The following is a 24,645-nucleotide window of genomic DNA, read 5'->3' on the forward strand; positions in this document are numbered from 1 at the left end:
GCATCATCCAAACCGCACGCCGCCGAGCCCGCGGCTTCCGCAACTTCAACAATCTCAAAGCCATCTGCTATTGGATGGCTGGAGACCTCAACCTCAATATCCCTTCAGCGTTTACCCATCCTGTTTAGCGAAGCGCCAAATTATTATCTTGCGAATTCATCCCCGCTTTTGTCTCCTTGAAATAGAGAAGAATTACAACCAATCCCAACGACAATAACAACGCACTCACTTTTTGTGATTTTGTAAACCGGTGTTCTTGAGCTTCTAGGCCATCGTAAAGCAAATACCCAAACATGAACAACAGAGCGATGCTGATCATCACAAACCCCTGATGAGCAGCGGTTTGCCCTTGGATTGCAACCTTACGTCTGCCTGCCCATTCAAAATATTGCTGCTGAGGGTTTGCCGGCACCCATGTGCTCTGTCCAAAATCATGATCATTGCCATCTCTTCTTACCAAAAGTGCCAGAGATTTGAAGGGATCTTCATTTTTCCAGGAATCAATGCTCTCTCCGTGCAAACTGGCCTCCTGTTCAATGGCATACATTTTGGCGGTGTATTCAGACCGAAGATGTCCCTGTGATTGCTCATCAAAATTCAAGAGCGGAACTTCAAGGATCAGGAAAAACAAACCAACGCGAACAGGCCATCTTTTCCAAAGTGCGGCTGGAACATTGTGCTCAGTGCTTTGCCGATCCATATTTTTAGCACTCAGGCGGTGATATGCATAGCGAATCACGATCGAGACACCAAACACGACAGCCAGCATGAAAATGGTTCCAAGAGGCTGATAGGTCCAGCTTGAGAAAATAAGCACGAAAAGCGCCGTCAGCACTGATGCACCCAGTTGGTTTGATGGCCACCAACTGAAGGCTGGTTTTACCGTGTCCTTTTCCACCACTTCTTCGGGCTGATTCACCATCCCTATCCCACAAGCGCTGCAAAATTTGGACTCAGCGGCAACATCGGCTCCGCAGTGAGGGCACAACCCATCTTTTACGGCTGGTTGTTGTGGTGCAGCAATCAGGCCTTCAACGCTGCCGAAACGAATTTGATCCCCCAACTCGATAAACGTTTCCTTGATTCGTCGTCCATTCACAAATGTTCCGTTTGTCGTGTCCAGGTCTTTGAGCACGACCCCATGAGGGGAAGGGGCAAAGACGGAATGAAAAACCGACACAGAATCATCAGCCAGCACCACCTCATTCTGTGGATCCCGGCCGATCTTTAGCTCTGAGGCCGAGAGAGGAAATTCATGTGATCCAAGCGAGAGAATTAATGATGCAGTGCTCATGGAAAGAATGCCAAGTGTCCTAATACGGACATACCTAGGGCCATTTTCAAGTCATAATATCGGAGGGTGGCAAAAGCGCCCTCAGATGAATATTTGGAAATCCTTGGAGCTGTGTTCAAGGAGGCCAGAGAGCGTGCCGGCATCTCTCAAAAGAAGCTCGCTGAAGTGTCTGGTGTTGGGAGAACAGGCATCGTCAATCTGGAGGCAGCAAAACGAAATATTTCAATTCTGATTGGCCAGATGCTCGCAGACGGTTTGAATGTCCCTTATGCGTCACTGATCACTGAGGTTGAGAGGCGATGGAAAAAGAGAAAGTGAGGCAAGCATCCTTCGTCCTGTTTCCTGGCGCACCCCTGCGGCCTTGAAGAAACGTCGTTCTGCTTATCCTCCGACCCATTCCACCTCCTCAATGGACCAACCTGAGGGCTAAACCGGTCAAAATCCTCTGAAAATGAGCATTCTGGACCTCCTCTCTGTGAAAATGGCATGTGGTTTTTTGCTGAAAAGTTACCACCCCCACCGCCATGCTCAAAAACGAGGTGTGCTTTAGATGGATCAATGTCGCCAATAAAACCAAACTGATACAAACTCGATTGTTGTTGCTACGGTGGGTGCTAATCACCCTGAATCGTTTTCCTGTTTAACAATCATGCCGAACCAAAGACAATCCGGAACAAAACTGGCGGGGGCCTATAACTGAACATCTTGCATGCTTAAGAGAACAGATACTCTTAACTTGTGCTGGCCTTGGTCTGTTCATTCCATAGATTCGTCCACAATTTAATTTTGCTCATCAACTTTTGGCAACTTACAATAAGAACAGCGGGCATTCTGCTCTTTCATCTCCCATGAAAACCGCAAAAACGAAAAATCTAAACAATCCATCTGATCCCAAGGCCATCGGCCCGAGTTTTGATCAAGCCGTAAAAATCTATCTCGCAAATGGCCAGACCATCGAATTTGTAGCAGATTGGAATTTTGGTCTCGGAGAGTTTGTTATGGATTATGAAGCGTTCATGTCTAGCGGGACACCTCAAAAACAAAGTCGGTATCAAATGCAGGATACCACCCAGAAGAAGAACAATCACATTAATTTGAAGTTCGCTTCCATTGTTGCCTTATATTTGGCCAAGAAATAGTATCCCCAAAGTAGGCGAGCATTGAAGCGTGCATGGCCGCGATAAACAAAACCCTGCGATTGCGAGCGATGGACGATCCTGCATTTGAAGCGATTTTTGGAGAAGACTCGACCATAAAATTATCCAATGACCTGCCCTTGGGCGTTAATTGTTCCTCTTGTGATCCAAAACCCTTCCGGTTACCATCTCCGCCATGCCCAGCACAGCCCAACTCAAAAAAGCCGTCATCATCAGCGAAAAGCTTGATGCTCTCGAAGCCGAACTCGCCGCAATTCTTGGAGGTTCATCAAAGCCGGCCAAAGCTGCAAAGGAGCCCAAGGCACCGAAAGCCAGGAAAACGAAGCGTGTCATGTCTCCTGAAGCACGTGAGAAGATCGCGGCTGCACAGAGGAAACGGTGGGCGAAGTCAAAGAAGGCTTGAGACTCTTCGTTGGGATCTAAAGTGCTAGTGCGCTCATCCGAGGAGGTTCGCCGCCTCTTGGTGAACATCGTTTTCGATGATCTCTGAGTACGTCTTCAAGATGAGGACTCCGCCATCTTGATGCCCCTGCCATTTGCTGATCGTTTTCACCGCCACACCACGCTTGAGTGCGTTAATGATGAACATTCGCCGAAGTGCGCGCTGAGAAAAACTTGGCAGCTTGAGGCGCTTGCAGGCTGTGGCCAGTGCCTTCTTGGGATCAGAAATCTTGAAGACTTTTTCTGATGGCAATACGTCAGGATTTGCGGTCTTCAATTTTTCCAGCAATGGGCGAAGCTTGGGGAAAATGGGAATCTGAAAGGATGTCTGCGTTTTTACTCGGAACAGTTTGATGGTCCCTGCCTCCAAACTGACGTGCTCGTGTTTAAGCCCCGAGGTCTCTGCCTGTCCGACACCTGCTCTGCCCATAAACTCCAACACATCTGCTGAATCATCCCCATGATCTGTGAAGGGCTGCGAACGGACTTCGGTCAGAATGGCTTCAAATTCCTCAGGCGTTGGAGCATTACGAATGACCTTTGGACGGCGCACGGCCTTGACCAAACGCTTGTCCAGAGGCGAGCGCGGAATTTTGCGGTTGGCGACGGCAAAATCAAAAAAGGAAAGCAGCCATTGCCGTGCATGATTGTAAGCCGCCACCTTGCCATTCCAAAAGCTCAACCATTTTGTGCATTGGCCATGGTCCACCTTAGACAGAATTTGATGAGCTCCACCTGGCCAGTTTGCGTTTACATGCTCCATCAATTGGCGGTAGCGTTTCAGCGTCTTGGATGCCCCTGTGCGGCTTTCCAAGAACTCGCGCATATGGTCGTCAAAATGAGTTTTGTGTGCATCAGCAGCGGTATTTTCTTGTCTGGCCAGAAAATCCCTCAGTTCACGCTTGGCGACTTCTAGCTTGTCGACTTCAAGGCTCCTGCGGATCAGCTTGCCAGAGCGACGCACAACGGCATAATAGACCCCGCTGCCTCGATAGCGATACAAGCATGGTGCTACCCGAATCCATTCTCCTTTTTGATCTCTTTTCCCCACTGCCGTCATGCCGTGGAGGTTACGAGTATACAAAAGCAGTATCAACAAGATTTGACAGCGCCTCTTTTTTCGCCATAAACGGCTCAGGATCAATATCAATGCGTGGATAGCTCAGTGGTAGAGCGGCTCGTTTACACCGAGTTGGTCGGGGGTTCGAATCCCTCTCCGCGCACCATCTTCCGCCTCAACGAGGCCCAGACTGAAGAAACCGCATCTAACGAGATGCCCATCATGAACAACACACGGTGATTCATGCACATCTCCTGAGCCCCCCCCAGATGTAACACCGCAAGGCAGGACCGCCCCACAAATCGTTTCTAAACAACCTCTGCGGCTTTCCCATCTGCGGTACGTCGGTTCAGGACTTCCCCCAACCCCCCTGGCCATTCGTCATTCGGGCTTACTCATTCGTCATTTCCGTCCCACCCGCATCCACTTCCGCGCCTCCATCCCGCTCGCCAGCTCCTTCACCCGCACTTCCCAGCTGCCGGGATCTTCATTCGGAGCCAGGTCCAGTTTGATTTCCACGATGCCATTCTCCGCCGCATAAAATCCGCTGCCTTCCGCCGCTTTCCCGCTCGCATCACGAACATCCACGCGCACAGGAATCACCGCCTTCGTCGGCGCGTCCTGCGTGGTGCTGATGCTCACGGCAATCTTCGCGCTGTTCCCCACCACGGCGTTCTCCGGCACCTCCAGCTTCAACCCCAGCAGCGGCTTCGGCAGCACCATGAAGATGCGACCGTCGCACGGCCCCAGATCCACCGGCCAGCTCATCACCCCATCGGCGCTGCGCTTCGGCACGATGAACTGTGTCCCCGTCAGCTCATACACATTCGCCGATTCCACCTTCAGGCTCACCACCCCGCTCGATGGCACCCCGTTCTCCATCACCAGCCCATGCTGGCCCACGTAGTTGCCAAACTCGCGCTTGTCGTTCACCACAAACACATACGTCGCATCCCCAAATTTCCGCGTGCGCACGATCATCTCCGGATTGTCGCACATCGCCTTCTGCGGCAGCGCAAAGCCGCCCACCGTCTTCGCCATTTCCAGCACCTTCGCCTTGTCCACATCCGCCTTCTTCACCCGCTTGAAACTTGGCAATAGGAAATCCGCCTTCAGCGCCGGGCACAGAAACTCATCCGCCACGATCTTGCCGCCCTTCTTCTGCCAGTCCTGAATCCGCGTCACCACCGCCTTCGTCAGCACATCGCAATAGGGCATGACCAGCACCCTGCGACCGCTCAGCCCGTTCTTGAGCAGCGTCTCCTCATACAGCATGTCTGTCTGCACATGTGCATGCTGCAGCGCCAGCCACACATCCGCCGCCCAGTCCGTGTTGTTCCCGTAACTCCCGCGATGCGCAAACATCTGCGAAGTAAAACTCTCCAGGAAAGCCACCTCACTCCGTTCATCCGGAATCGCCATCAGCGACGGCCCCAGCGGCTCGATCACCTCATGCAGCAGCTGCTTGAGCACCGGCGCCGTGTTTGAATTTGTGAAACGATACCCTCCAGGGCTGTCCGTCTGCACCAGCGACTGCCAGCCGTGATACATGATGCCCTGAATCGGTCGCGAGATCTTCGTCCACAGCGCCTCCTTCAAATGCATCGGCGCAATGGTGATATACGCCGCCTCCGGATCATGATCCTGCCACGCCACCACCTCGCCCGGCACCTTGCTGCCAATCGGTGCCGTCTGGGAGCGATACCAGATCAGCTGCGTCATCTTCATCACCCGTTGATTCCTCCCCGTGGCCGCACTCATCGCGAAAAGCTGGTCCGCACACATCCCGATCTTCAGCGGATCAGGATAAGTGTAAGTCCAGTGCGAGATCACATCCACACCACCACCTGCGCCACTGATGCTCGGCTGCCGCACCGCCGGATCAAAGAACGTCCACACCCGGCTGTTCTTCACCCCCTTGTGCAGCGCCGTATGCAGTCCGTTCCAGCCATCCCCCGCCGTCCAGAACCAGCGCAAATATTTCAATACCGGATGATCATCCGCGATCACCCGATCTGCCGGAAAATCCTTCATCTTCGTCCAGTCCACACCCCACTTCGCCGACACCTCCGCAGGAATCTCCGTGCCAGCGAACTTCTTGTACGCCTCCACATCCACCGAATTAAAACTCACCTGCGTGTTGTCCCTCACCTCCGAATCAATCAACGCCGTCGTGAATGCAGGATGATCCCCATACGCCTTTGCCACGCTCATGCCCACCACTTGAAAAAACGAAGCAAAGTCCGGCAGCGACGCACAGATGTCCTGCCGCGCGTAAGCCTTCCCATCGCGCCCCACCCGCAGATTTTTGTCCTCCTTCTCCAGCGCCGCAGCCGGAGACAAACTCGCAACGACCCCCAGCCCGTTCGCCAGCGCCTGATCCAGCATCGCCCGGTTCTTCGCGATCACCTCCGGCTTCGCCGGCGGCACGATCTTCTTCTGATGCCACATCTCCGAGTAATCGGCGCCCAGCCCGATAAAGTGCGTGAAGCCAAGATCCTTCATCCGCTCCATCTCCTCACCACCGCCCCCCCACATGATCACCGGCATCCGCTCCGGCACCCGCGCCACCAGTTTCAGCGTGGCCGCTTGCTCGGTCGCATAATCACCCGTCTCAAACCGCGCCCGCAATTCATAGTCGTCCGCCTTGAGCGCCGTGTTAAACACATATCTGGCCGTGAAACTCTTCCCCATTGCCAGATCCGACACAAGAAACTCCTCGTTTGTCCCACCAAGACTCACCTTGAGCCTCGCTCCTTTCAGCACCTCCCGTCGCAAATTGGTGCAAACAATCTCCACCGGCTTCGCCGTCTCCATGCGTCTCCACACACTGCGTCCTGCCACAATCTGCATCGCGATGCGTTCAAAGCTCAGCACCCCCTCGCAAACCCGCACCTCATCAATCAGCCCCGGAAACCCGCCATAATTGCTCCCCAGCCGGTCCCCAATGCTCAGCGGCTTCATTCCCTGCGTCACATTGCCATATCCTGCCAAAATGGAACCACCCGCTGCCACCCCGTTCCGGTAAAACTTCCCCTCTCCCGCCCCATCATACGTAAACGCCACATGCTGCCACACCTCCGTCTCCAGCTTGAACGGCAGCGAATAAATCGTCTTCGATTCCGCCCCAAATCCAAGCGTTAGCCACATTCGCCTCAATCCGCCTTTATCTGCATCACCGATCTGCCACTGGTAGTCCGTGTGATCGACATACTTCTTGTCCAGCAGGAAGCAGCGCAGCCTCGGTTCAAACGCCGCCTTCGGCTTGATCCACATCTCCAGCGTGAAAGCCCCCTTTACCGGCTTCACCGCCACCACCGCCGCATGTCGTTGATCCTCAATCGGAAACCCCGGGAACGACTCCAAAGCCCCGCCGAATTTTCCCTTCGGATTCAAGACTGCCCCATGCAGCGTCACGTCCTTGGACTCTTCATCAAATTTCCAATATCCCAGCACATGGGGTCCCGTGGCGTCTTCTTTGACGTAACCTGTCTCCCACGTTTCCTGCAGCGCAGAATGCGCAACCCATGGAAAGCAAAGTCCTAACAGGATATAAAAGCGAACGGATTGGAACATGGCTCACTCATACGCACAACGAGCGCAGTTCAATTCACGCCTTCACCGCCCACCTCAGTTTCGCCGGAGCTGCACGCGGATTATCACGGGTCTCCTGCGAAGTGGGACGAATCACTTCATCGTTTGTGGCGCTGAACAAGCCGCTGCGCAGCCCCTCACGGAAAAGATGCTTCACGCGGCGGTCTTCACCCGAGTGGAAGGTGAGGATGCATACACGTGCACCGTTTCGCAAACAGGCGGGCAATTGACGCAAAAAAGTGTCAAGCGCGGTAAACTCCTCATTCACGGCGATGCGCAGGGCCTGGAAAACGCGGCGCACGGTGGCGTCCCGATCCTCCTCATTCACCCGGTGAGGCAGCGCGCGGCGCACCGCTTCGGCCAGTGAGCGCGTGGTGGCCTGATCCGTTTCAGCCAGCGCCTGGGCCAGCAATTTCGCGTGCGGCTCATCCGCATTATCGTTGAGGATGGCGGTTAATTTTTCAGCGCTGAGTTTTTGCAAAAACTCGCGCGCAGAAACACCGCGTTGCGGATTCATGCGCATGTCGAGCGGGCCGTCGTGCTTGAAGCTGAACCCACGGGCGGGATTGTCGAACTGCATGGAGGAGCAGCCCAGATCGGCAAGCAGCACATCCGCGCCATCGCTCCAGCCAAGTTCGCCAAGAGCGCGTGGCAGCCCGGCAAAGTTCATGCGCTTCACGACAAGAGCCGATTCTTCGCAACCGCTGGCACGCAAGCGCGCCTCAGTGCGTACAATTTCCAAAGGATCTTGATCGAGAGCAAGGAGGGTGCCTCCCGGTTGCAAAGCCTTGAGCAAAGCACCGGCATGGCCGCCGTAGCCCAGTGTGCAGTCCACGGCGCGTTCGCCGGGCTGGGGTGCAAGGATGCGCATGATCTCGTTCAGCAGGATGGGCACATGCTGACCTGCAGGCGTTTTCCCGGAGGCACGCACCTTGGCAATGGTCTCGGCATAGCGCTCAGGATTCAGCTCCTTATACTTGTCTTCAAAACGTCGCGGATTCTTGCCAGAATAACGCGGACGACGGCGGTGCGGTGTTGGAACTTCGGCTTCGCTCACAGCTCGTTGTATTTGGCGTTCGATCCGCGTGCCTTCGCCACGGGATAGCGTGTTTCATTGCGCTCAATCTTGTCGAGCATCGCCTGACCGAGATCGACGCCAAGATTGTGCGCGAGTTCAAAGAGCAGGATGCCCACATCGGCCATTTCGTCCTTCAGTTCCGGCATTTTCTCCTTCACCCGCTGCTCGACCTGCTCTGGCTGCTGCCAGACAAAGTGCTGCAATAGCTCCCCGGCCTCTGCCGTGATGGCGACGGCGAGTTCCTTCGGGCTGTGAAACTGCATCCAGTCCCGGGCGTCACGAAACGCACAGATACGGACGGTGATTTGTTCGATGCTCATGCAGCATGATGAGACGCATTTCTTAGAGGGCAATCAATTGCAGATGAATTGCGAGTTGCTTGACAGGAAAATTTTCGAAGGCGTCAGTACTTTTTTTGCACATGGAACCCGTCGCTTATTACATCATCCACCACGCGCAGCAGGCCGGCCCCTTTACGCAGGATGAGTTGCACGAGATGATCGAGATGGGCAAAATCATGCCTGAGCAGTCAGGCTGGAGACCGGGCATGAAGGAGTGGCGGCCACTGAATGAATTTCTGCCGCCTTTGCCGCCCAAGGTGGCCCCGCCGCTGGTCCAGGCCAAAGTTGCACCAGCACTCCAGCCTCCGGAGGCGCGCTCCATGTCGTGGCTGGGGATGACGCTGACCGGACTTGTCGTCCTAGGAGGGATAGGTGCGCTGATTGGGTACGGCGCATATTCCTATTTGAAAAAAGGAACCGCAGAAACGGCCTACCTGCCATTGCAGGAGGAGCGATCAGGCCACGAAGTACAATGGCAGAATTCCAGCCTCAAGTCCGCCGGGCCCGTGGAGCAGCCCAACAGCAAAAGCTTTCTGTCGATCCGTTATCACTCACCAGCCGGAGAGCTGTCGGCCTATCTGACGCCTGATCCCCAAGATGGCAAAAGACACCCCGCCATCGTCTGGGCTCATAGTTTTTCCGGAGGAATTGGCAGCACGTTCTGGCAGCATGATCAGGACGGACATGATCTCACCGCCCGTTCATTTCGCGACAAGGGAATCGTCATGATGTGCCCCTCATGGCGGGGCGAAAACGAGAACCCGGGCCGCATCGAATTACACTATGGGGAAGTGGACGACTTTCTATCGGCAATCAAACATGTGAAAAAGCTGCCCTATGTCGATCCAAACCGGGTTTACATCGGCGGACACGACACGGGAGGTACGCTCACGCTTCTGACCGCCTGCGCCTCGGATCAGTTTCAAGCGGCATTTGTTTTGGGTGGCATGCTGGACGGCGTTGCCATGATGAAGAGGCTGCCGCGAAGCCAGCTTCCTTTCAATCCTGAAGCATCCCAGGAGTTCTGGCTGAGAAGCCCGCTGCGCTATGCCTCGTTCATTCGGAGGCCGGTGTTTTATTTTGAAGCCAATGGCTCGTTCGAACAGGATGCGGCCCGTCGGATGCAGCAGCGTGCGGGCTCACACTTCCAGGCCTTCCAGCTTAGAGGCACCCATTTTGACATCGTCGCCCCCCTCACCTACCTCATCGCGGAAAAGATTGCCGCCAATGAGGAGATCAGGTTCACGACGAATGAGCTGACGGAAAACTTCCAGACGCTGGTGTTCAAGGCCAGCCAGAGAAAGCTTCCCGTTCAGAGTCAAGACAGCTATGGCCTCTCATCGGTCATCGCAAAAACCGAAATGCATCCGTATATTGCTCCCGGGTTGAAGGAGGAGGATCTGACGATCCTTCGCAACGCCATGGAAAACCTCATAGAGCAGAAAGACTACACTCCAAAGGCTTTCGCTGCTGTGTCAAAGCTGTCGGACCTGCGTAATAAGATCCGGGATCTTCAGCTCTGGCGGATCTATGATTCAGTGATTGCCCCCAAGCTCAGCGAATGGGCGCTCCAGCGGGTCAAACTCCCGGCCGAAATGACCAAGGCGGAGGAAGCCTGCATCTTTGCCATCATGGTTGTGCACGGAGGAATACCAACCAACTTCGCAGGAGCCGAACTTACCGCGGCCGTTTTACAGAGAGGCATGCAGCCGGACTCGCTCGAGTGGTACAAGATTTACAGCATCTACGACATTCGCTCTCCGCTTACACCGCATCTGGTGCGTCATCTGGCCGCCGACCCGCCGGCAGGCAGAGGGGGCAGCGTGGTGCTGACCCACATCAATATGATGATGCAAATGGGATGGGAAGGAGACCACCCTTACAACTCGACCCAAGGTCTGGCCGTCCTGAAATCTTGGTTGGAAAGCAGGAATTCAGAGCGCTTCCTCCTCGCCTCTCAGGCGGCAAGGACGGCTGCATATCTCAAGCCGGAATTCCGTGAAGTCCTGATCCCGATGGCGCTGCAGCATCCAGAGGCATCCGTGAGGCTCCCTGCCGCCTGGGCGGATGCCAAAAGCGGCGGCACCCACGGGGTCCCGCTGCTCAAAAAAGCCTGCGTGGACGTACAGCAGTCCGTCGCTGCACAGGACCTGCTTAAAAACCTTCTGCTGGAAGACGAGATTCCTCTCGAGGTCAGGGATCCGAGCTTCATCACCAAATCCAAGGTCGCGCTCACCCTCGCTAACACGTCCTTTCTGGGAGAGCCGCCCCTTAGCATTGATATCTATGACCACAAGGATCTGTTCTGGCCTCCGTCCCGCCAGAGGTGTGACATGTGGCTTTTGAAGTTCACCTTCCGCCCGAAAGAGGGAGGCGCAGCGAAGACAGGCTATGCAGTGCATTCAGCTCTTGTGAACTGCTATTTCCTTAAAGGGGATGTGACTTCCACCGTGCCTGAGGATCTTTACCTCCGTGTCTGCGCCAGCGAGTTTATGAACAGATCGAAAAGCAAGAGCGGTCCCGCCTCCAAGAAGGAAGCCTGGAAGCAGGCGCTGATGGCCCTGCGCGAAAACAATCCGGGAACCTTTGACTCCATCAAAGTTTCGGATGAGGGCGCTCAGCCATGAACATGGCTGCTGAACTGTCAGGCAGGAGCACAAGAAGCGCTCATTCAGTCGCAAGACGTGCTGGACAGCGCGACGTAGATTGTAGATGCTTATATTTATGAATATTCACCGCCAACTTGCGCTCTTCGTCTGCTTCGCCGCCTGCACCACCCTTCGAGCCGCCGGAGATTCTCCCGTGGATTTCGTGAAACAAATCAAACCGATCCTCGCGGATCGCTGTGTCGAGTGTCACAATTCGGAGACGCTGCTGGGCGAGCTCAACCTGCAAACGCGGGCGCTCGCATTCGGCAAACGCAAGACGGGGCCGGTGATCGTGCCGAAGAATGCGGAGAAAAGCTTGCTGTATCTCGTGCTGACGCTGCCGCCGAAAGACAAGAAGGCCATGCCCGCCACCGGCCACCGCATTCCGAAAGATGAAGTGAACCTCATCCGCCAATGGATCACCGAAGGCGCCAGCTGGCCGGATGGCAAAGAGGGCGCCATGACACCGGAGCATAAGAAATCCAAAAAGTAGCCGGTGGACACGACAGACGGCTCCCGGCTTGAATAGCGCACAATCGGAGGTAGGTGCGCCTCCACCATGAAACGCCTGAGCTTCCTCACGGTCCTCTTAATCACCACGGTCTGTCGACTGCATGCGTTGGAGATACCGCCTGGAGGTACGGATGTGGGTGGGGAGGCGACCTTGGAAGCATGGGCATCCAAGGCTGTCGGGAAGGCAGAAGACCTGGCGTTCGGGAGACGCATCACCATCACGCGGGCAGATGCTGGCACGGCCTACTTAGCGCAATTCATGGCACAGGTGGCGGAGGGCATCGCGAAGAACGAGCGGGTGCTGGCGATCATCAAGGCGCGGGTCGTCGGCAGTGCGGCAGCAGGCGAGGTCGTGGCGAAACTGCAGATGAGCACTGCGCCATACACTTCGTTTGGAGACAGTGTCCGCGTGGACATCCATCCTGAGTGGACGGAGCAACCGGTGACCTTCGTCGCCAGCGATTCCATTGCTGCCAGGAAGGCGTCCGTCGTGCTGCTGTGCGGACAGAAGGAGCAGAGCATCGAGGTCGAAAGCATTCGCGTGCTCAAGTATCCGACCAGCACGGATGTCAGTCGTTTCCCGAGGGCCAAGATGACCAAGCGAAGCTACCCGGGCCGCGAACCAGATGCGCCCTGGCGCAAGGCGGCGCTGGAACGCATTGAGCAGCATCGCAAGACAAACCTGTCCATGACTGTCACCGGGGATGACGGCAAGCCGGCGGCCAACACCGAGGTGAAGCTCATCCTGCATCGTCATGACTTCGGGTTTGGCTCCGCTGTGGTGGCCAAACGATTCAGCGGCGAAAGCGAGGACGACAAGCGGTATCGCGAAATCATTGACCGTCTTTTCAGCATCGTGGTGTTTGAGAATGATTTGAAGGATGGCAGCTGGTCGCCGGATTTTGATGAGAATCGCAAAGCTCAGAGGAATGCAGAACTGGACCAAGCTTTTGCGTGGCTGGCGGAGCGCCACATTCCTTGCGGGGGCATTACCTGATGCAGGTGGCCACGCCGTTCAATCTGCACGACATCAAAGACAGCGCGGTAATACGCGAGAGGACGCTCGCCAGTGTGAAAGAGCGGCTGGAGTTTGCGAAAGATCGCGTGATTGAGTGGGATGTGATCAACCACCCCATCGCTTGGAACGGGGCGGACATGCTGAACAAGCGACCTGGTCTGGAGCAGCTGGACCGGGACGTTTTCAAGCTGGCAAGATCACTGACCAAACTGCCTTTCTGCGTGAACGAGGACCAGGTGTTCCGCCCCGGCCCGCAATGTGATGACACGCTCACTTACATTGAGGCATTGAATAAAGCGGGTCTCACCGTGCATGGACTCGGCAATCAGGCGCACTTTGACGAGAGTTACCTGCCTTCACCGGAGCATCTGCTGGCGGTGACGGGTCGTTTTGCCGAGGTGGTGCCGCATCAGTGCATCACCGAGTATGACATCGTGACCACGGAGGATGAGGAGCTGGCGGCAGACTACACGCGCGATGTGCTCATCGCGGTGTTCAGCCATCCGGCTTACACCAGCTTTCTGCTGTGGGGCTTTTGGGAAGGCTCACACTGGAAACCCGAGGCAGCTTCCTGGAACAAGGACTGGAGCATCCGCAAGCGCGGCGAGGTGCTGGAAGAATGGATTGGCCGCAGGTGGCATACGGAAGTCACTTTGAAAACGAATGCCAAGGGCAGGGTGACATGGCGCGGGTTTCCGGGCTGGTATGATGTGCAGGCGACTGGCCACAAGCCGGTGATTGCCAGGCCGGACTGGTGAAGATCGGGCCTTGCTTCGTGGCGTTCCTTCCCGCATCACTTCACCGGCCATGAAATCGAACACCTCACACATCTTCTTCTGGTCGCTGGTCTCCTCACTGGCCGGCTTTTTATTTGGCTTCGACACGGTGGTCATTTCGGGTGCGGAGAAGACCATCCAGACGCTGTGGGGACTGAGCGATACGCTGCATGGAGTCACGATGGCATCGGCGCTGTATGGAACCGTGATCGGCTCAGTCATCGGCGGCTGGCCGACGGATCGCTGGGGACGCAGGGTGACGCTCATCTGGGTGGGTGTGCTCTACTCCGTTTCGGCAGCGTGGTCCGGACTGGCGCCTGAAGTTTGGTCGCTCATCATCGCGCGTTTCATCGGTGGACTCGGCGTCGGTATTTCCACCGTCGCCGCACCTCTTTATATCGCCGAGATTTCACCGCCAGACCGCCGTGGGCGGCTTGCGGGCATGTTTCAATTCAACATCGTCCTGGGTATTCTCGTCGCTTTCCTGTCGAACTATCTGCTGGGTGGCATCGGTGCCAATGCCTGGCGCTGGATGCTCGGTGTGGAGGCGATCCCTGCGCTGCTTTACACACTTCTCTGCTTTAGCATTCCGGAGAGCCCGCGCTGGCTGCTCATGCGGAAAAAAGATCGGGCACGAGGTGTCGCGGTGCTAAAACTGATCCAGTCCGGTGCGAGTGAAGATCAAATCCAAGCCACCGCGGATCACATCGTGGCCGCATCAGCAGCGGGCAATCAAAGCACTCACGGCTTTTGGAGCCGAAGACTGCGAGCGCCCATTCTGCTGGCGTTCTTCGTCGCTTTTTTCAATCAGCTCTCCGGCATCAATGCCATCCTTTACTTTGCGCCGCGCATCTTTGAACTGACCGGCCTCGGCGCCAAGGCGGCGCTGCTGCAGTCCATCGGCATCGGTGTCACCAACCTGGTCTTCACCTTCGTGGGTCTGTGGCTCATTGACCGCCTTGGGCGGCGCACGCTGCTGTATGTCGGCTCGTTGGGCTACATCGGCTCCCTGGGATTGTGCGCGTGGGCGTTTTTTACGGAGCATTTTGCCATCGTGCCGGTGTGCATCTTCACCTTCATCGCCGCGCATGCCATCGGCCAGGGAGCGGTCATCTGGGTGTTCATTGCGGAGATCTTCCCGGATCAGCATCGGGCCGAAGGTCAGTCGCTGGGGAGCTTCACGCACTGGATTTTTGCGGCGCTGCTGACGACGTTTTTTCCGAAGATGGTGTCTGCGTTCCCACCAGGGTGGATCTTTGTGTTTTTCTGCGGAATGATGGTGCTGCAGCTTGTGTGGGTCCGGCTCAGGGTGCCGGAGACGAAAGGCGTGCCGCTAGAAGACATCGAAAAACAGCTCGGCATCGGGTGATCTGCGGTGCAATAATTTCTGCGCATGATTTTTCGATCCCTTTTTATTTTTCTCACTGTTATCGGCACGGCTGCGGCTGACATTTCCAGCCTTGCCGAGCTGGCCCAGGCCGCCACGCAGAGCGGGCAGCAGGTTAAGATGAAGCCGGGCACGTACCGGCTGGCGGATTTCATTCCGGCGACCTCCCTTCCTGAGCGGCGGAAAAAGGAGCAGTGGCAGTTCATCACCTTCAGCGGCAATGACAACACGTTTGACCTTGAAGGTGTCGTCATCGAGCTGGACACGGCGCTGCGTGAGAAGCTGCATTCGCCCATTCACACGGATGAATTTTTGATCAGCGGAAAGAACAACACACTCAAGGGCCTGACGATCACGAGCCTGGGCAAAGGCACCGCGTTTGCCGGGGCGGTGCTCGGCATCACAGGCCAGGGGAATACGCTGCGCGATTGCACGATCCACGTGGAGGGCTCGGCACCCCATGGATATGGCGATCTGTTTGGCAAAGGCGGGCGCAAGCACTGCGGGGTGCACATCACCGGCAGCCGCTCGCACTTCATCGGCTGCAAGGTTTTTCAGAAGGCCTTTGGCCACGGCTTCTACCTTCAGGAAAACTGCGATGATGTAGTGTTTGATAACTGCCAAGTCGAAGGAGTGATGCGGCGCACAGACGAGATGCTGGCGGAAACCTCCGGCATGGCCTTTGACCGCAAATTCATGAGCGAGGTGATGAACCGTAGCGGCACCAAGCGCATCCAGCCAAGGTATATGAAGGCACTCAGCGAGGACGCCTTCCGCACCTACACCACGCATCGCGGCCTGGTCTTTCGGAACTGCAGCGCGAAGAACATGCGCGGTGGGTTTGAGCTGCGCACCAAGACGGCACCCAAGCTGGAAAATTGCAGTGCCACGGGCTGTGAACGCGGCTTTTGGGTTTCAACCGGCGCGGTGCTCGTGAAGTGCAAGGGAGACGCGCAGTTTGGCCCGCTGCTGTATGTGGAGGGAGACAAGGCGAAGGTGGAGGTGCAACTGCTGCCCACCGAGGCGGACAAGGTGAACGTGCACAACATCGCCTCCATCTACGGCAGCGACAACGAGGTGACGATCACCGCGAAAGGCCGGCGTGTGCATGCGCTGCCGATTCTCGTGGGCTTCACACCGCCCAGCATGGGTGAGAACGCAACGGCAGGAAGCGAGCGGACAGCAAAAGGCCTGATACTGCACAACGAAACGACCATGCCCGTGGTCATTGGCGCGAAGGCGGAGAAGTGCCAGATTTTCACGCAGGGACCGGTGCAGGAAAACAAGGGCAAGGACATTGTCATCCAGGCCAACTGACCACCGCATGAACCGCATTGCTCTTCTTTTCAGTCTGCTGCTCGTGTGCCCGCTGGCCGGCGCAGAGTATCAATGGTCCGTGCCGATGCCTTCGGTGATCAGCAAGGAGACGCAGGGACCGCCGCGTGCTTTCCTGTGGATCCCGCCGACGTGCGAGCGGGTGCGTGGCGTGGTGCTGGCCCAGCATAACATGCTGGAAATACCGGTGTTTGAGAGCGCCTTGTTTCGCAAGGCAATGGCGGAGCTTAACTTTGCCATTGTGTGGATCACGCCGCCTTTCGGTGGCAGTGCCAGGCTGGATGACGCGGATGTGGCCGGTTTTGAGACCATGCTGCGGGATCTGGCGGGGAAATCGGGCTACGATGAACTGGCGGCGGTGCCTGTGGTGCCGATGGGGCATTCGGCCATGGCGGAGTTTCCGTATCTGTTTGCGGCACAGCTTCCGCAGCGCACGCTGGCGGCGATTTCTTTGAAGGGCTCGTGGCCGGAGAAGCAGCCATGGATTGAAGCATTTGCCGCGTCTGGCGTGCCGCTGCTGCTGGTGAGCGGCGAGTATGAATGGGCGGACGGACGTGCGGGCAAGGCGCAGGCGTTTCGGAAGAAATACCCGGCGGCGCCGCTGTCGATGCTGGCCGATGCGGGTGGCGGGCACTTTGACCATCATGCGTCCATGATCCGCTTCATGGCGGACTACATCCGTGCGGCTGTGCGACATCCCAAGCGGCCGGTAGATGCGACGCGTGAGGGCGTGCTGGTGGATCGCTGGCGCATGGACAAGGCACCGCGCCAAAACCCCACAGACACCTTCTGGTGCTTTGATGAAGAGCAGGCCCGGGCCACGGAGCGGCTGCAGGGTGCCTATGCAGGCAAGGAGGCGCAGCTTCTCGGCTACAAACAAAACGGCCGGATCGTAGAGCAGGTGAATGGTACGCACCAGCAGGTGACGCTGCAATGGCTGCCTGAGGGCGATGGCATAACCTTCAAACTCGAGGGTACATACCTCGACGCCGTGCCTGCGGGCCGGCCCGAACGCTGGACGAAACTCAAGGCAGGCGACGCTGTGTCACATCCGAACAGCAGCGATCTTTTCACGATTTCGCCGATTTGCGGGCCGGTGGAAAAGATCAGCGCCGGCACCTTTGTACTGCGATTTGACCGCCAAGGTTTTGACAATATCGCACGTGGCTATGAAATCTGGCTTCAGGCCGAGCACCCCGGCGACGCGCGCTTTAAACGGGCGGTGCAACAGGCCGTGCTGCGCTTCCCGCTGCGCAATGCCGAGGGCAAAGCGCAGAGCATCGAGTTTGAGCCGATCGGTGCGGACCTGAAGCTGCGTGCGCGATCCAGTGCGGGTGAGAAGGTGCGCTTCTATGTGCGCGAAGGTCCGGCGGAGATTGTGGGAGATGAGCTGCGCCTTACGCCGCTGCCAGCACGCGCGAAGAGACCTGTGGAGATCACCGTGGTGGCCTGGCAATGGGGCCGCAGCATTGAGCCGAAATTGCAAACGGCGGAGCCGGTGATGCAGAGCTTTCGCGTGCAGCGGTGAGCCTTTGAAAAAACAATGCGCTGAGGCAGCAACCAATTCTGATGTGGGTGGTTTGAGTGGCATCTCCTTCGTCCCCCATGAGCACCCTCATCCATCCATTTCACATCCCGCTCAGCCGTCGCAAACTGCTGCACAGTCTGCTCCTGACGACCGGCGGCATCATCACCAGCAGTGTGTATGCCGAGGCGCTCGCGTTGACGCCCCGGGCGACGGAAGGGCCGTATTATCCTGACCACTTGCCGCTGGATCAGGACAATGACCTGACCATGATCCTAGGCGGGAAAGCCCCTGCGAACGGGGTGGTGACGGAGTTCGGTGGACGGCTGCTGAATGTGGATGGCAAGCCGATTCAAGATGCGGTGATCGAGCTCTGGCAGTCTGACAACAACGGCTGCTACATCCACAGCCGGGGCACGCAGCAAGGCAAGGAGCGTGACCCGCAGTTCCAGGGTTATGGCAAAATCGAAACCAATCCCAAGGGGGAATATCGCTTCCGTACGATCCTGCCCGGACTGTACACGGGCCGCACGCTGCACTACCACATCCGTGTGAAGCAGAACGAAAAAAGCATGCTGACCACGCAGCTCTTCATCGCGGGCATACCGCAGAATGACCGCGACGGCATCCTGCGCAGCATGGGCACGGAGCAGCAGCGTCTCTCGGTCATTCGCGAATTCAAATCCATGAGCGCCGGGAGCAAAGAGCTCGCCGCCACCTGGGATATTGTGATTGGTCACACGCCGGAAGAGCCTGATCAACGTGGTCGTGGTCCCGGAGGTCCGGGCGGATCACCTCCGCGCCGACGTGACAGTGCGGCATTGAATGAGCAGAACCTCCAAGACCTGGTCTTGGGACCATCACCGTTCTAACCAGGCCTGCCTGTGCGTGTCTGACAGAAGCTGCTCAACGAACTTGGGCAGCTCCACGGACACCGGGCCGATGACACGCTCACGGAACTGGCGTGAGATCTCGGTGCTTTCGATGTTGAATTCGACGAGACGGCACGACGGGTTTTGCGCAGCTGTCCGGGCAAAGCCGGCGGCGGGATACACCACTCCGGAGGTGCCGATGCAGAGAAAAATATCTGCGCTCTTCAAAGCGTTCGTGATGGTCTCCAACTCAAAGGGCACTTCACCAAACCAGACGATGTGCGGGCGCATTTCGCCGGTTTTTCCACAGGCAGCGCAACGCGTGTCGGACGACAAGTCTTCGCTCCACGAACAAACTTCACCACAGTTTGTGCAGCGCGCCTTGAGCAGTTCACCGTGCATGTGGAGAAGCTTCTCGCTACCTGCACGTTCGTGCAGATCGTCCACGTTTTGAGTGACCAGCAGGAAGTTGCCGCGCCATTCACGCTCGAGACGAGCCAGCGCGAAGTGCCCCGCATTTGGCTCCACTGTTTTCAACGCGGCCCGGCGCAAATTGTAGAAACGCTGCACCAGTTTAGGATCACGGGCAAAACCTTCCGGCGAGGCTACCATCTCGATGTGGTGCCCCTCCCAGAGGCCGTCTTCACCGCGAAACGTCGGCACGCCGGATTCGGCGGACATGCCCGCGCCGGTGAGTACGACGATGTTTCGCTCCGCACTCATTTTTTCGGCTGCCGCTGCCGGACGCATTCAAACAAACAAACGCCGGTGGCGACGGAGACATTGAGGCATTCGACTTTGCCGCCCATGGGAATCTTGACGAGGAAGTCGCAATGCTCGCCGGTGAGGCGGCGCATGCCGGGGCCTTCGGCGCCCATGACGATGCCGATGCCGCCTTTGAGATCGAGATCGTAGAGGCTCTTGGTGGCCTCATCGGCAGTGCCGACGAGCCAGATGCCAAGTTCTTTGAGCTTGTCCATGGCGCGGACCAGATTGGTGACGCGGATGAGGGGGATGTTTTCCGCACCGCCACAGGCCACGCGGACGACGGTCTCGGTGATGGGCGCGGTTTTGTCCTTGGGCATGATCACGGCGCAGACGCCTGCGGCATCGGCGGTGCGCAGGCAGGCACCGAGATTGTGCGGGTCCTGCACGCAGTCGAGGATGAGGACGAGCGGGCTGGTCTTGCCTTCGAGAATGGCGGGGATGTCTCCTTCTTCATAGACACGCACGTGGTTGTCAGAACGGGAGTGGCGGTTCTGGCGGGCGGTGGTGGGTTGTTCGGGACGGTTGGGGCGCATGTGTTTCCTGACAGTGTGCCGTGAATGGGGTTTTGGCAAAATGATAGAAGCGGCGGCTTGCAGGCTGTGTGAACTGGCGGGAGGGGTCTGGCATGAAGACAATCCTCAAGCGCCGGTGGGTGTGGATCGCGGTTTTGGCCGTGGCGGGGCTGGGCTTCGTCTTTGGCTGCGAGGGATGGGTCGAGCGAAGCGCGGAAGGCCGGTGCTACGATGCGGTCAAAGAGGTGCCTGAGGCTCCTGTGGCGGTGGTGCTGGGCACCTCAGCAAGACTTGCTGACGGCAGGGCCAATCTCTTCTTTCTCCCACGCATGGAGGCTGCGGCGGCGCTCTTCAAAGCAGGAAAGGTGAAGGCGCTGATCGTGAGCGGTGACAACGGCACGCAAGGCTACGATGAGCCTACGGACATGAAGCGAGTGCTGATGCAGATGGGGGTGTCGGCGGAGAAGGTGGTGTGCGACTATGCGGGATTCCGCACGCTGGACTCGGTGGTGCGGGCCAAAGAGGTGTTTGGGCAGCAGCGCATGATTTTTGTTTCACAGCGATTTCACAATGCGCGCGCCATTTATCTGGCGCAGGCGTTTGGAATCGAGGCTTACGGCATGGATGCCAAGGACGTGCCGGTGGCACTGTCCGTGAAGACTTTTCTGCGGGAGAAGCTGGCCTGCGTCAAAGCGGTGCTGGATGTGAACGTGCTCGGCACGAGGCCGAGGTTTCTCGGCGAAAAGGTGGCCGTGCCGCTGGAGTGAGTCATAGCCAGACTGTCAGCGCACGACGCAAATCGGGACCGGGAGTGACGCGATAACTTTCATCGAGCTCTAGCCGGGCTTTGTGGCCGTTCTGGGAGATTTCGAGGAAGACGGGAAGCGTGCCGGGGTAGGCGAGCAGCACCTCCTGAATGCGTTCGAGGTCGGTTTCGTCGTGCTGCTTGGTATTGAGCCTCAAGACGACCGGTTTCGGAGGCGCAGGCGGTTTCGGCGGCGGTGGCTCGGAAGGATCGGGATCGGCGGCATTGCGCGGTTTCGCCGCCTTGGGCTTGAGCGGCGTGGCACTGTTCATGGTGACGCGGTTGCCGTCGGTCTTTTGATCTTTGCTGACACGAATGCGGAGACCGAGCACGGCGCCATTGGCCAGCACGTCCTTGACCTTCTCATAGTCGTCGCTCCAGCACATCATCTCGATCTGGCCGGTGAAGTCTTCAAACTTGAAGGTGGCGAAGGGACGGTTGTCGCGTTTGGAGTAGCGCACTTCGAGCTGGCTGAGAATCCCGGCGATGGAGTGCGAGCTGGCTTTTTCCTTGGTGTCGATGTCCGCAATGGAAGCGATTTTGATGATCTTGGACGAATCGAAATGGCCGCGATAGCTGTCCAGCGGATGGCCGCTGACGTAGAAGCCGAGCAGTTCTTTTTCGAAGGCGAGAACTTCATCCGTGCTCCAGACGATGGAGGGGGCCGAGGCTTCGTTCTTTTTGGATTTGGGCTTCGTGAGCTCGAAGTCATCAAAGAGACCGCCCTGGCCTGCTTTTTTGTCCTTCTGCATGGAGGCCGCAGACGCGAGCACCTGCTCAAGCTTGGCGAACATCACGGCGCGCGGCTCTTTGGTGAAGTCAAAGGCACCCGCTTTGACGAGGGACTCCATGAGCTTCTTGTTCACCGCGCGGTTGTCGAGACGGGCGGCGAAATCTTCGAGGCTGGTGAAGGGGCCGTTTTTTTCACGCTCCGCGATGGCCGCCTCCATGGCGCCTTCACCGACGTTTTTGATGGCGCTGAGACCGTAGCGAATGGAGTTGGGCAAGTCGTAGCCCGATGCCGGGGTTTCATAGTCGGCAGCGATGGCTTCTTTGCTGAACTCGGGGGCGAATTTGAGCGACGATTTGTTGACGTCCGGGGGCAGCACCTTGATGCCCATTTCAAAGCACTCGCTGACGAAATTGGCAATCTTGTCGGGATTGCTGATTTCAAAGCTGAGCACCGCCGCCATGAACTCGACGGGGAAATTTGCCTTCAAATAGGCGGTGCGATACGTGACGATCCCGTAGGCGGCGGAGTGGGATTTGTTGAAGCCGTATTGCGCGAATTTTTCGAGCAAATCGAAGATGGAGTTCGCAAGCTTGGCCTGGATGTCGTTCGTCTTGAGGCAGCCTTCCACGAAGATGAGTCGCTGGCGGGCCATCTCGGCGGCGTCCTTTTTACCCATCGCACGGCGGAGCAAGTCGGCTTGTCCGAGGGAGAATCCGGCGAGCAAGTTTGCGGCCTGCATGACCTGCTCCTGATAGACCAGAATGCCGTAGGTCTCTTTGGAGATTTTTTCCAGAAGGGGGTGCGGGTAGTCCACCTTCTCCTCGCCCTTCTTACGCTTGATGTAGTCGGGAATAAACTGCATCGGGCCGGGACGATAGAGGGCCAGAATAGCGATGATTTCCTCGATGGTGTCGGGGCCGAGCTGCTTGCAGGTGTTGACCATGCCACCAGATTCCATCTGGAAGACGGCGACCGTTTCGCCGCGTTTGATGAGATCGAAGGTCTTCTTGTCTTCGAGGGGGGCCTCGGACACTCGGAAGCCGTGGATGCGCTTGTGAATCCAGTGCTCGGCTTCATGGATCACTGTCAGCGTCTTGAGACCGAGGAAGTCCATCTTGAGCATGCCCAGCTCGGTGAGCGGCTTCATGGCATACTGCGAGAGGATGGCGTCTTCCTTGTCTCGCGTGAGGGCGATGAAGTTGTCGAGCCGGCGATCACCGATGACGACACCGGCTGCGTGCACACCCGTGCCGCGGGTGAGTCCTTCGAGGAAGGTGGCATGCCGCCAGAGCTCCTGGGCATTGCCATCGGCCTCGAGCTTCGCGGCGAGATCGGGGTTTTTCTTCACCGACTCCTCCAGATCGATGTTTAACTCATTCGGAATCATCTTCGACAGCGCGTCGCTGTCGCCGTAGCTCCAGCCCATGACGCGGCCGACGTCACGGATGACCGACTTGGCCCCCATGGTGCCGAAGGTGATGATATGGCAGACGCTGAGGTCACCGTACTTTTCGCGGACGTACTGAATGACCTCCGGACGGCGCGTCTGGCAGAAGTCGATATCGATATCGGGAGGGCTGACACGCTCGGGATTGAGGAATCGTTCGAACACGAGTTCGAAGCGGAGCGGATCGATGTCCGTGATGCCAAGGCAGAAGGCGACGAGCGATCCGGCGGCAGAACCACGGCCAGGGCCGACGGGGATGTCGTGCTCGCGGGCCCAGTTGATGAAGTCCCAGACGATGAGGAAGTAGCTGGTGAAGTTTTTTTCCTTCAGCAGGGCGAGCTCCACCTCCATGCGATGGTGCAGCACCTCGTCATTGAGCGCGCGGCTGCGGCCGTAGCGGTTCTCGAGGCCGTCCATGGTGAGTTTGCGCAGGTACTCATTGCGGTCTCCGCCGTCCGGCATGGGGTACTGCGGGTAGCGGTCGATGCTGGTGGAATCGAGGTGGATCTTCAGATCGCAGCGTTCGGCGATTTCGAGGGTGGCATCACAGGCTTCAGGCACCTCGGAGAACAGGGCGCGCATTTCCTCGGCGGTCTTGAAATAGACCTCCGGGGAGTAGGTCATGCGGTTCTGATCGTAGATGCTGGCACCGGTGCCGATGCAGATCATGATGTCGTGGGACTCGTGATCGCTGCGATTGAGGAAATGGACGTCGTTGGTGGCGACGGTCTTCAGATCGTACTGCTTGCCCCACTCGATCATCTGCCGGGCGCTTTTGCGCTGGGCCTCCATGTTGTGGTCCTGGATTTCGAGGTAGAAATTTTCAGGGCCGAAGATGTCGCGGAACTCCAGCAGGCTTTTTTCCGCCTCGTCCTTGCGGTCGGAGAGGAGGAACTCGTTGATTTCGCCGTTGATGCAGCCGCTGAGGCAGATGAGGCCTTTCGCATGCTCGCGCAGGGCGTCCTTGTCCACGCGGGGCTTGTACCACTGGCCGTCGAGGTGGCCCTTGGTGATCAGCTTGGAGAGGTTTTCGAAGCCTTCGTTGCTGGAGGCGAGCAGGGTGAGGTGCGAGGAGCGCTTGCGGCCCGGCACTTCGTTTTTGTCCATCATGGAGCCGGGAGCGAGGTAGGCCTCGCAGCCAATGATGCTCTTCACCTTGGCCTTCTTGGCGGCCATGTAGAAGTCGATGGCGCCGTAGAGATTGCCGTGGTCGGTCATGGCCACGGCGGGCATGTTCAGCTCCTTCACGCGTTTCATGAGCGCATCAATGCGCACAGCGCCGTCTAGCAGCGAGTATTCGGTGTGAAGATGGAGATGGACGAAGGAATCTGACATGCGGCG

At 57.4% G+C, this 24,645-nt stretch carries 20 protein-coding genes and 1 tRNA gene; 13 read left to right on the plus strand and 8 right to left on the minus strand.

Annotated features, from left to right (window positions below; genetic code table 11):
* Positions 1–124 precede the first annotated feature (124 nt).
* Complete coding sequence (locus ACILSL_RS14070) at positions 125–1,294, minus strand: FHA domain-containing protein (protein ID WP_395732676.1); 1,170 nt, start codon at positions 1,292–1,294, stop codon at positions 125–127.
* A gap of 66 nt (positions 1,295–1,360) precedes the next feature.
* Between ACILSL_RS14070 and ACILSL_RS14075 the strand changes: the two genes are divergently transcribed.
* The 3 genes from ACILSL_RS14075 (at position 1,361) to ACILSL_RS14085 (ending at position 2,854) form a co-directional block, all read left to right on the plus strand.
* Positions 1,361–1,612 (plus strand): helix-turn-helix domain-containing protein, encoded by a 252-nt coding sequence (locus tag ACILSL_RS14075; RefSeq protein WP_395732677.1) that lies wholly within the window; start codon positions 1,361–1,363, stop codon positions 1,610–1,612.
* A gap of 530 nt (positions 1,613–2,142) precedes the next feature.
* Positions 2,143–2,433, plus strand: a complete 291-nt coding sequence (locus ACILSL_RS14080) for a hypothetical protein (protein ID WP_395732678.1) — start codon at positions 2,143–2,145, stop codon at positions 2,431–2,433.
* 193 nt (positions 2,434–2,626) lie between these two features.
* Positions 2,627–2,854, plus strand: a complete 228-nt coding sequence (locus ACILSL_RS14085) for a hypothetical protein (RefSeq protein ID WP_395732679.1) — start codon at positions 2,627–2,629, stop codon at positions 2,852–2,854.
* 33 nt (positions 2,855–2,887) lie between these two features.
* Here ACILSL_RS14085 and ACILSL_RS14090 read toward each other — a convergent pair whose 3' ends face one another.
* The gene (locus ACILSL_RS14090; RefSeq protein WP_395732680.1) at positions 2,888–3,991 is read right to left on the minus strand and encodes a tyrosine-type recombinase/integrase; all 1,104 of its coding nucleotides are present in this window, start codon (positions 3,989–3,991) and stop codon (positions 2,888–2,890) included.
* Positions 3,992–4,043: 52 nt separating this feature from the next.
* Between ACILSL_RS14090 and ACILSL_RS14095 the strand changes: the two genes are divergently transcribed.
* A tRNA-Val gene (locus tag ACILSL_RS14095) sits at positions 4,044–4,118 on the plus strand.
* 236 nt (positions 4,119–4,354) lie between these two features.
* Here ACILSL_RS14095 and ACILSL_RS14100 read toward each other — a convergent pair.
* From ACILSL_RS14100 to ACILSL_RS14110, 3 genes are read right to left on the minus strand one after another with little or no spacing between them, the layout of a single operon-like run.
* Positions 4,355–7,528: a LamG-like jellyroll fold domain-containing protein gene (locus ACILSL_RS14100; protein ID WP_395732681.1), complete on the minus strand. Its 3,174-nt coding sequence runs from the start codon at positions 7,526–7,528 to the stop codon at positions 4,355–4,357.
* Positions 7,529–7,562: 34 nt separating this feature from the next.
* Positions 7,563–8,603, minus strand: a complete 1,041-nt coding sequence (gene rsmH, locus ACILSL_RS14105) for a 16S rRNA (cytosine(1402)-N(4))-methyltransferase RsmH (RefSeq protein ID WP_395732682.1) — start codon at positions 8,601–8,603, stop codon at positions 7,563–7,565.
* On the minus strand, positions 8,600–8,944 hold the full coding sequence (locus tag ACILSL_RS14110; RefSeq protein WP_395732683.1) for a nucleotide pyrophosphohydrolase: 345 nt from the start codon (positions 8,942–8,944) through the stop codon (positions 8,600–8,602). Before ACILSL_RS14110 ends, rsmH begins: the two co-directional genes overlap by 4 nt.
* A 101-nt stretch (positions 8,945–9,045) precedes the next feature.
* Here ACILSL_RS14110 and ACILSL_RS14115 point away from each other — a divergent pair, with 101 nt between their 5' ends.
* From ACILSL_RS14115 to ACILSL_RS14150, 8 genes are all read left to right on the plus strand, one after another.
* Complete coding sequence (locus ACILSL_RS14115) at positions 9,046–11,592, plus strand: alpha/beta fold hydrolase (protein WP_395732684.1); 2,547 nt, start codon at positions 9,046–9,048, stop codon at positions 11,590–11,592.
* Positions 11,593–11,689: 97 nt separating this feature from the next.
* Positions 11,690–12,106: a c-type cytochrome domain-containing protein gene (locus ACILSL_RS14120; protein WP_395732685.1), complete on the plus strand. Its 417-nt coding sequence runs from the start codon at positions 11,690–11,692 to the stop codon at positions 12,104–12,106.
* 66 nt (positions 12,107–12,172) lie between these two features.
* Complete coding sequence (locus ACILSL_RS14125; RefSeq protein ID WP_395732686.1) at positions 12,173–13,123, plus strand: hypothetical protein; 951 nt, start codon at positions 12,173–12,175, stop codon at positions 13,121–13,123.
* Positions 13,124–13,128: 5 nt separating this feature from the next.
* Positions 13,129–13,902, plus strand: a complete 774-nt coding sequence (locus tag ACILSL_RS14130) for an endo-1,4-beta-xylanase (RefSeq protein WP_395732687.1) — start codon at positions 13,129–13,131, stop codon at positions 13,900–13,902.
* 49 nt (positions 13,903–13,951) lie between these two features.
* Complete coding sequence (locus ACILSL_RS14135; RefSeq protein WP_395732688.1) at positions 13,952–15,289, plus strand: sugar porter family MFS transporter; 1,338 nt, start codon at positions 13,952–13,954, stop codon at positions 15,287–15,289.
* A gap of 24 nt (positions 15,290–15,313) precedes the next feature.
* Complete coding sequence (locus tag ACILSL_RS14140) at positions 15,314–16,624, plus strand: right-handed parallel beta-helix repeat-containing protein (RefSeq protein ID WP_395732689.1); 1,311 nt, start codon at positions 15,314–15,316, stop codon at positions 16,622–16,624.
* Between the two features lie 7 nt (positions 16,625–16,631).
* On the plus strand, positions 16,632–18,170 hold the full coding sequence (locus ACILSL_RS14145; protein WP_395732690.1) for a hypothetical protein: 1,539 nt from the start codon (positions 16,632–16,634) through the stop codon (positions 18,168–18,170).
* Between the two features lie 77 nt (positions 18,171–18,247).
* On the plus strand, positions 18,248–19,039 hold the full coding sequence (locus tag ACILSL_RS14150; protein WP_395732691.1) for an intradiol ring-cleavage dioxygenase: 792 nt from the start codon (positions 18,248–18,250) through the stop codon (positions 19,037–19,039).
* On the opposite strand, the gene ACILSL_RS14155 is transcribed toward ACILSL_RS14150, so the two are convergent.
* Both ACILSL_RS14155 and rlmB read right to left on the minus strand, forming a co-directional pair.
* Positions 19,028–19,762: an NAD-dependent deacylase gene (locus tag ACILSL_RS14155; RefSeq protein ID WP_395732692.1), complete on the minus strand. Its 735-nt coding sequence runs from the start codon at positions 19,760–19,762 to the stop codon at positions 19,028–19,030. The two genes, ACILSL_RS14150 and ACILSL_RS14155, sit on opposite strands and share 12 nt — an antisense overlap.
* Positions 19,759–20,340 carry a 23S rRNA (guanosine(2251)-2'-O)-methyltransferase RlmB gene (gene rlmB, locus ACILSL_RS14160; protein ID WP_395732693.1) on the minus strand — a complete coding sequence of 194 codons (582 nt, stop codon included), beginning with the start codon at positions 20,338–20,340 and terminating at the stop codon, positions 19,759–19,761. The genes ACILSL_RS14155 and rlmB overlap by 4 nt, the downstream gene beginning before the upstream one ends.
* 92 nt (positions 20,341–20,432) lie before the next feature.
* Between rlmB and ACILSL_RS14165 the strand changes: the two genes are divergently transcribed.
* A complete protein-coding gene (locus ACILSL_RS14165; protein ID WP_395732694.1) occupies positions 20,433–21,086 on the plus strand; it encodes a vancomycin high temperature exclusion protein in 654 nt (217 codons plus the stop codon).
* Between the two features lies 1 nt (position 21,087).
* Here the strand turns inward: ACILSL_RS14165 and dnaE are convergent, their stop codons facing one another.
* A complete protein-coding gene (gene dnaE / locus ACILSL_RS14170; protein WP_395732695.1) occupies positions 21,088–24,639 on the minus strand; it encodes a DNA polymerase III subunit alpha in 3,552 nt (1,183 codons plus the stop codon).
* Positions 24,640–24,645 lie beyond the last annotated feature (6 nt).

The organism is Prosthecobacter sp., assembly GCF_044222345.1.
Taxonomy (GTDB): Bacteria; Verrucomicrobiota; Verrucomicrobiia; order Verrucomicrobiales; family Verrucomicrobiaceae; genus Prosthecobacter.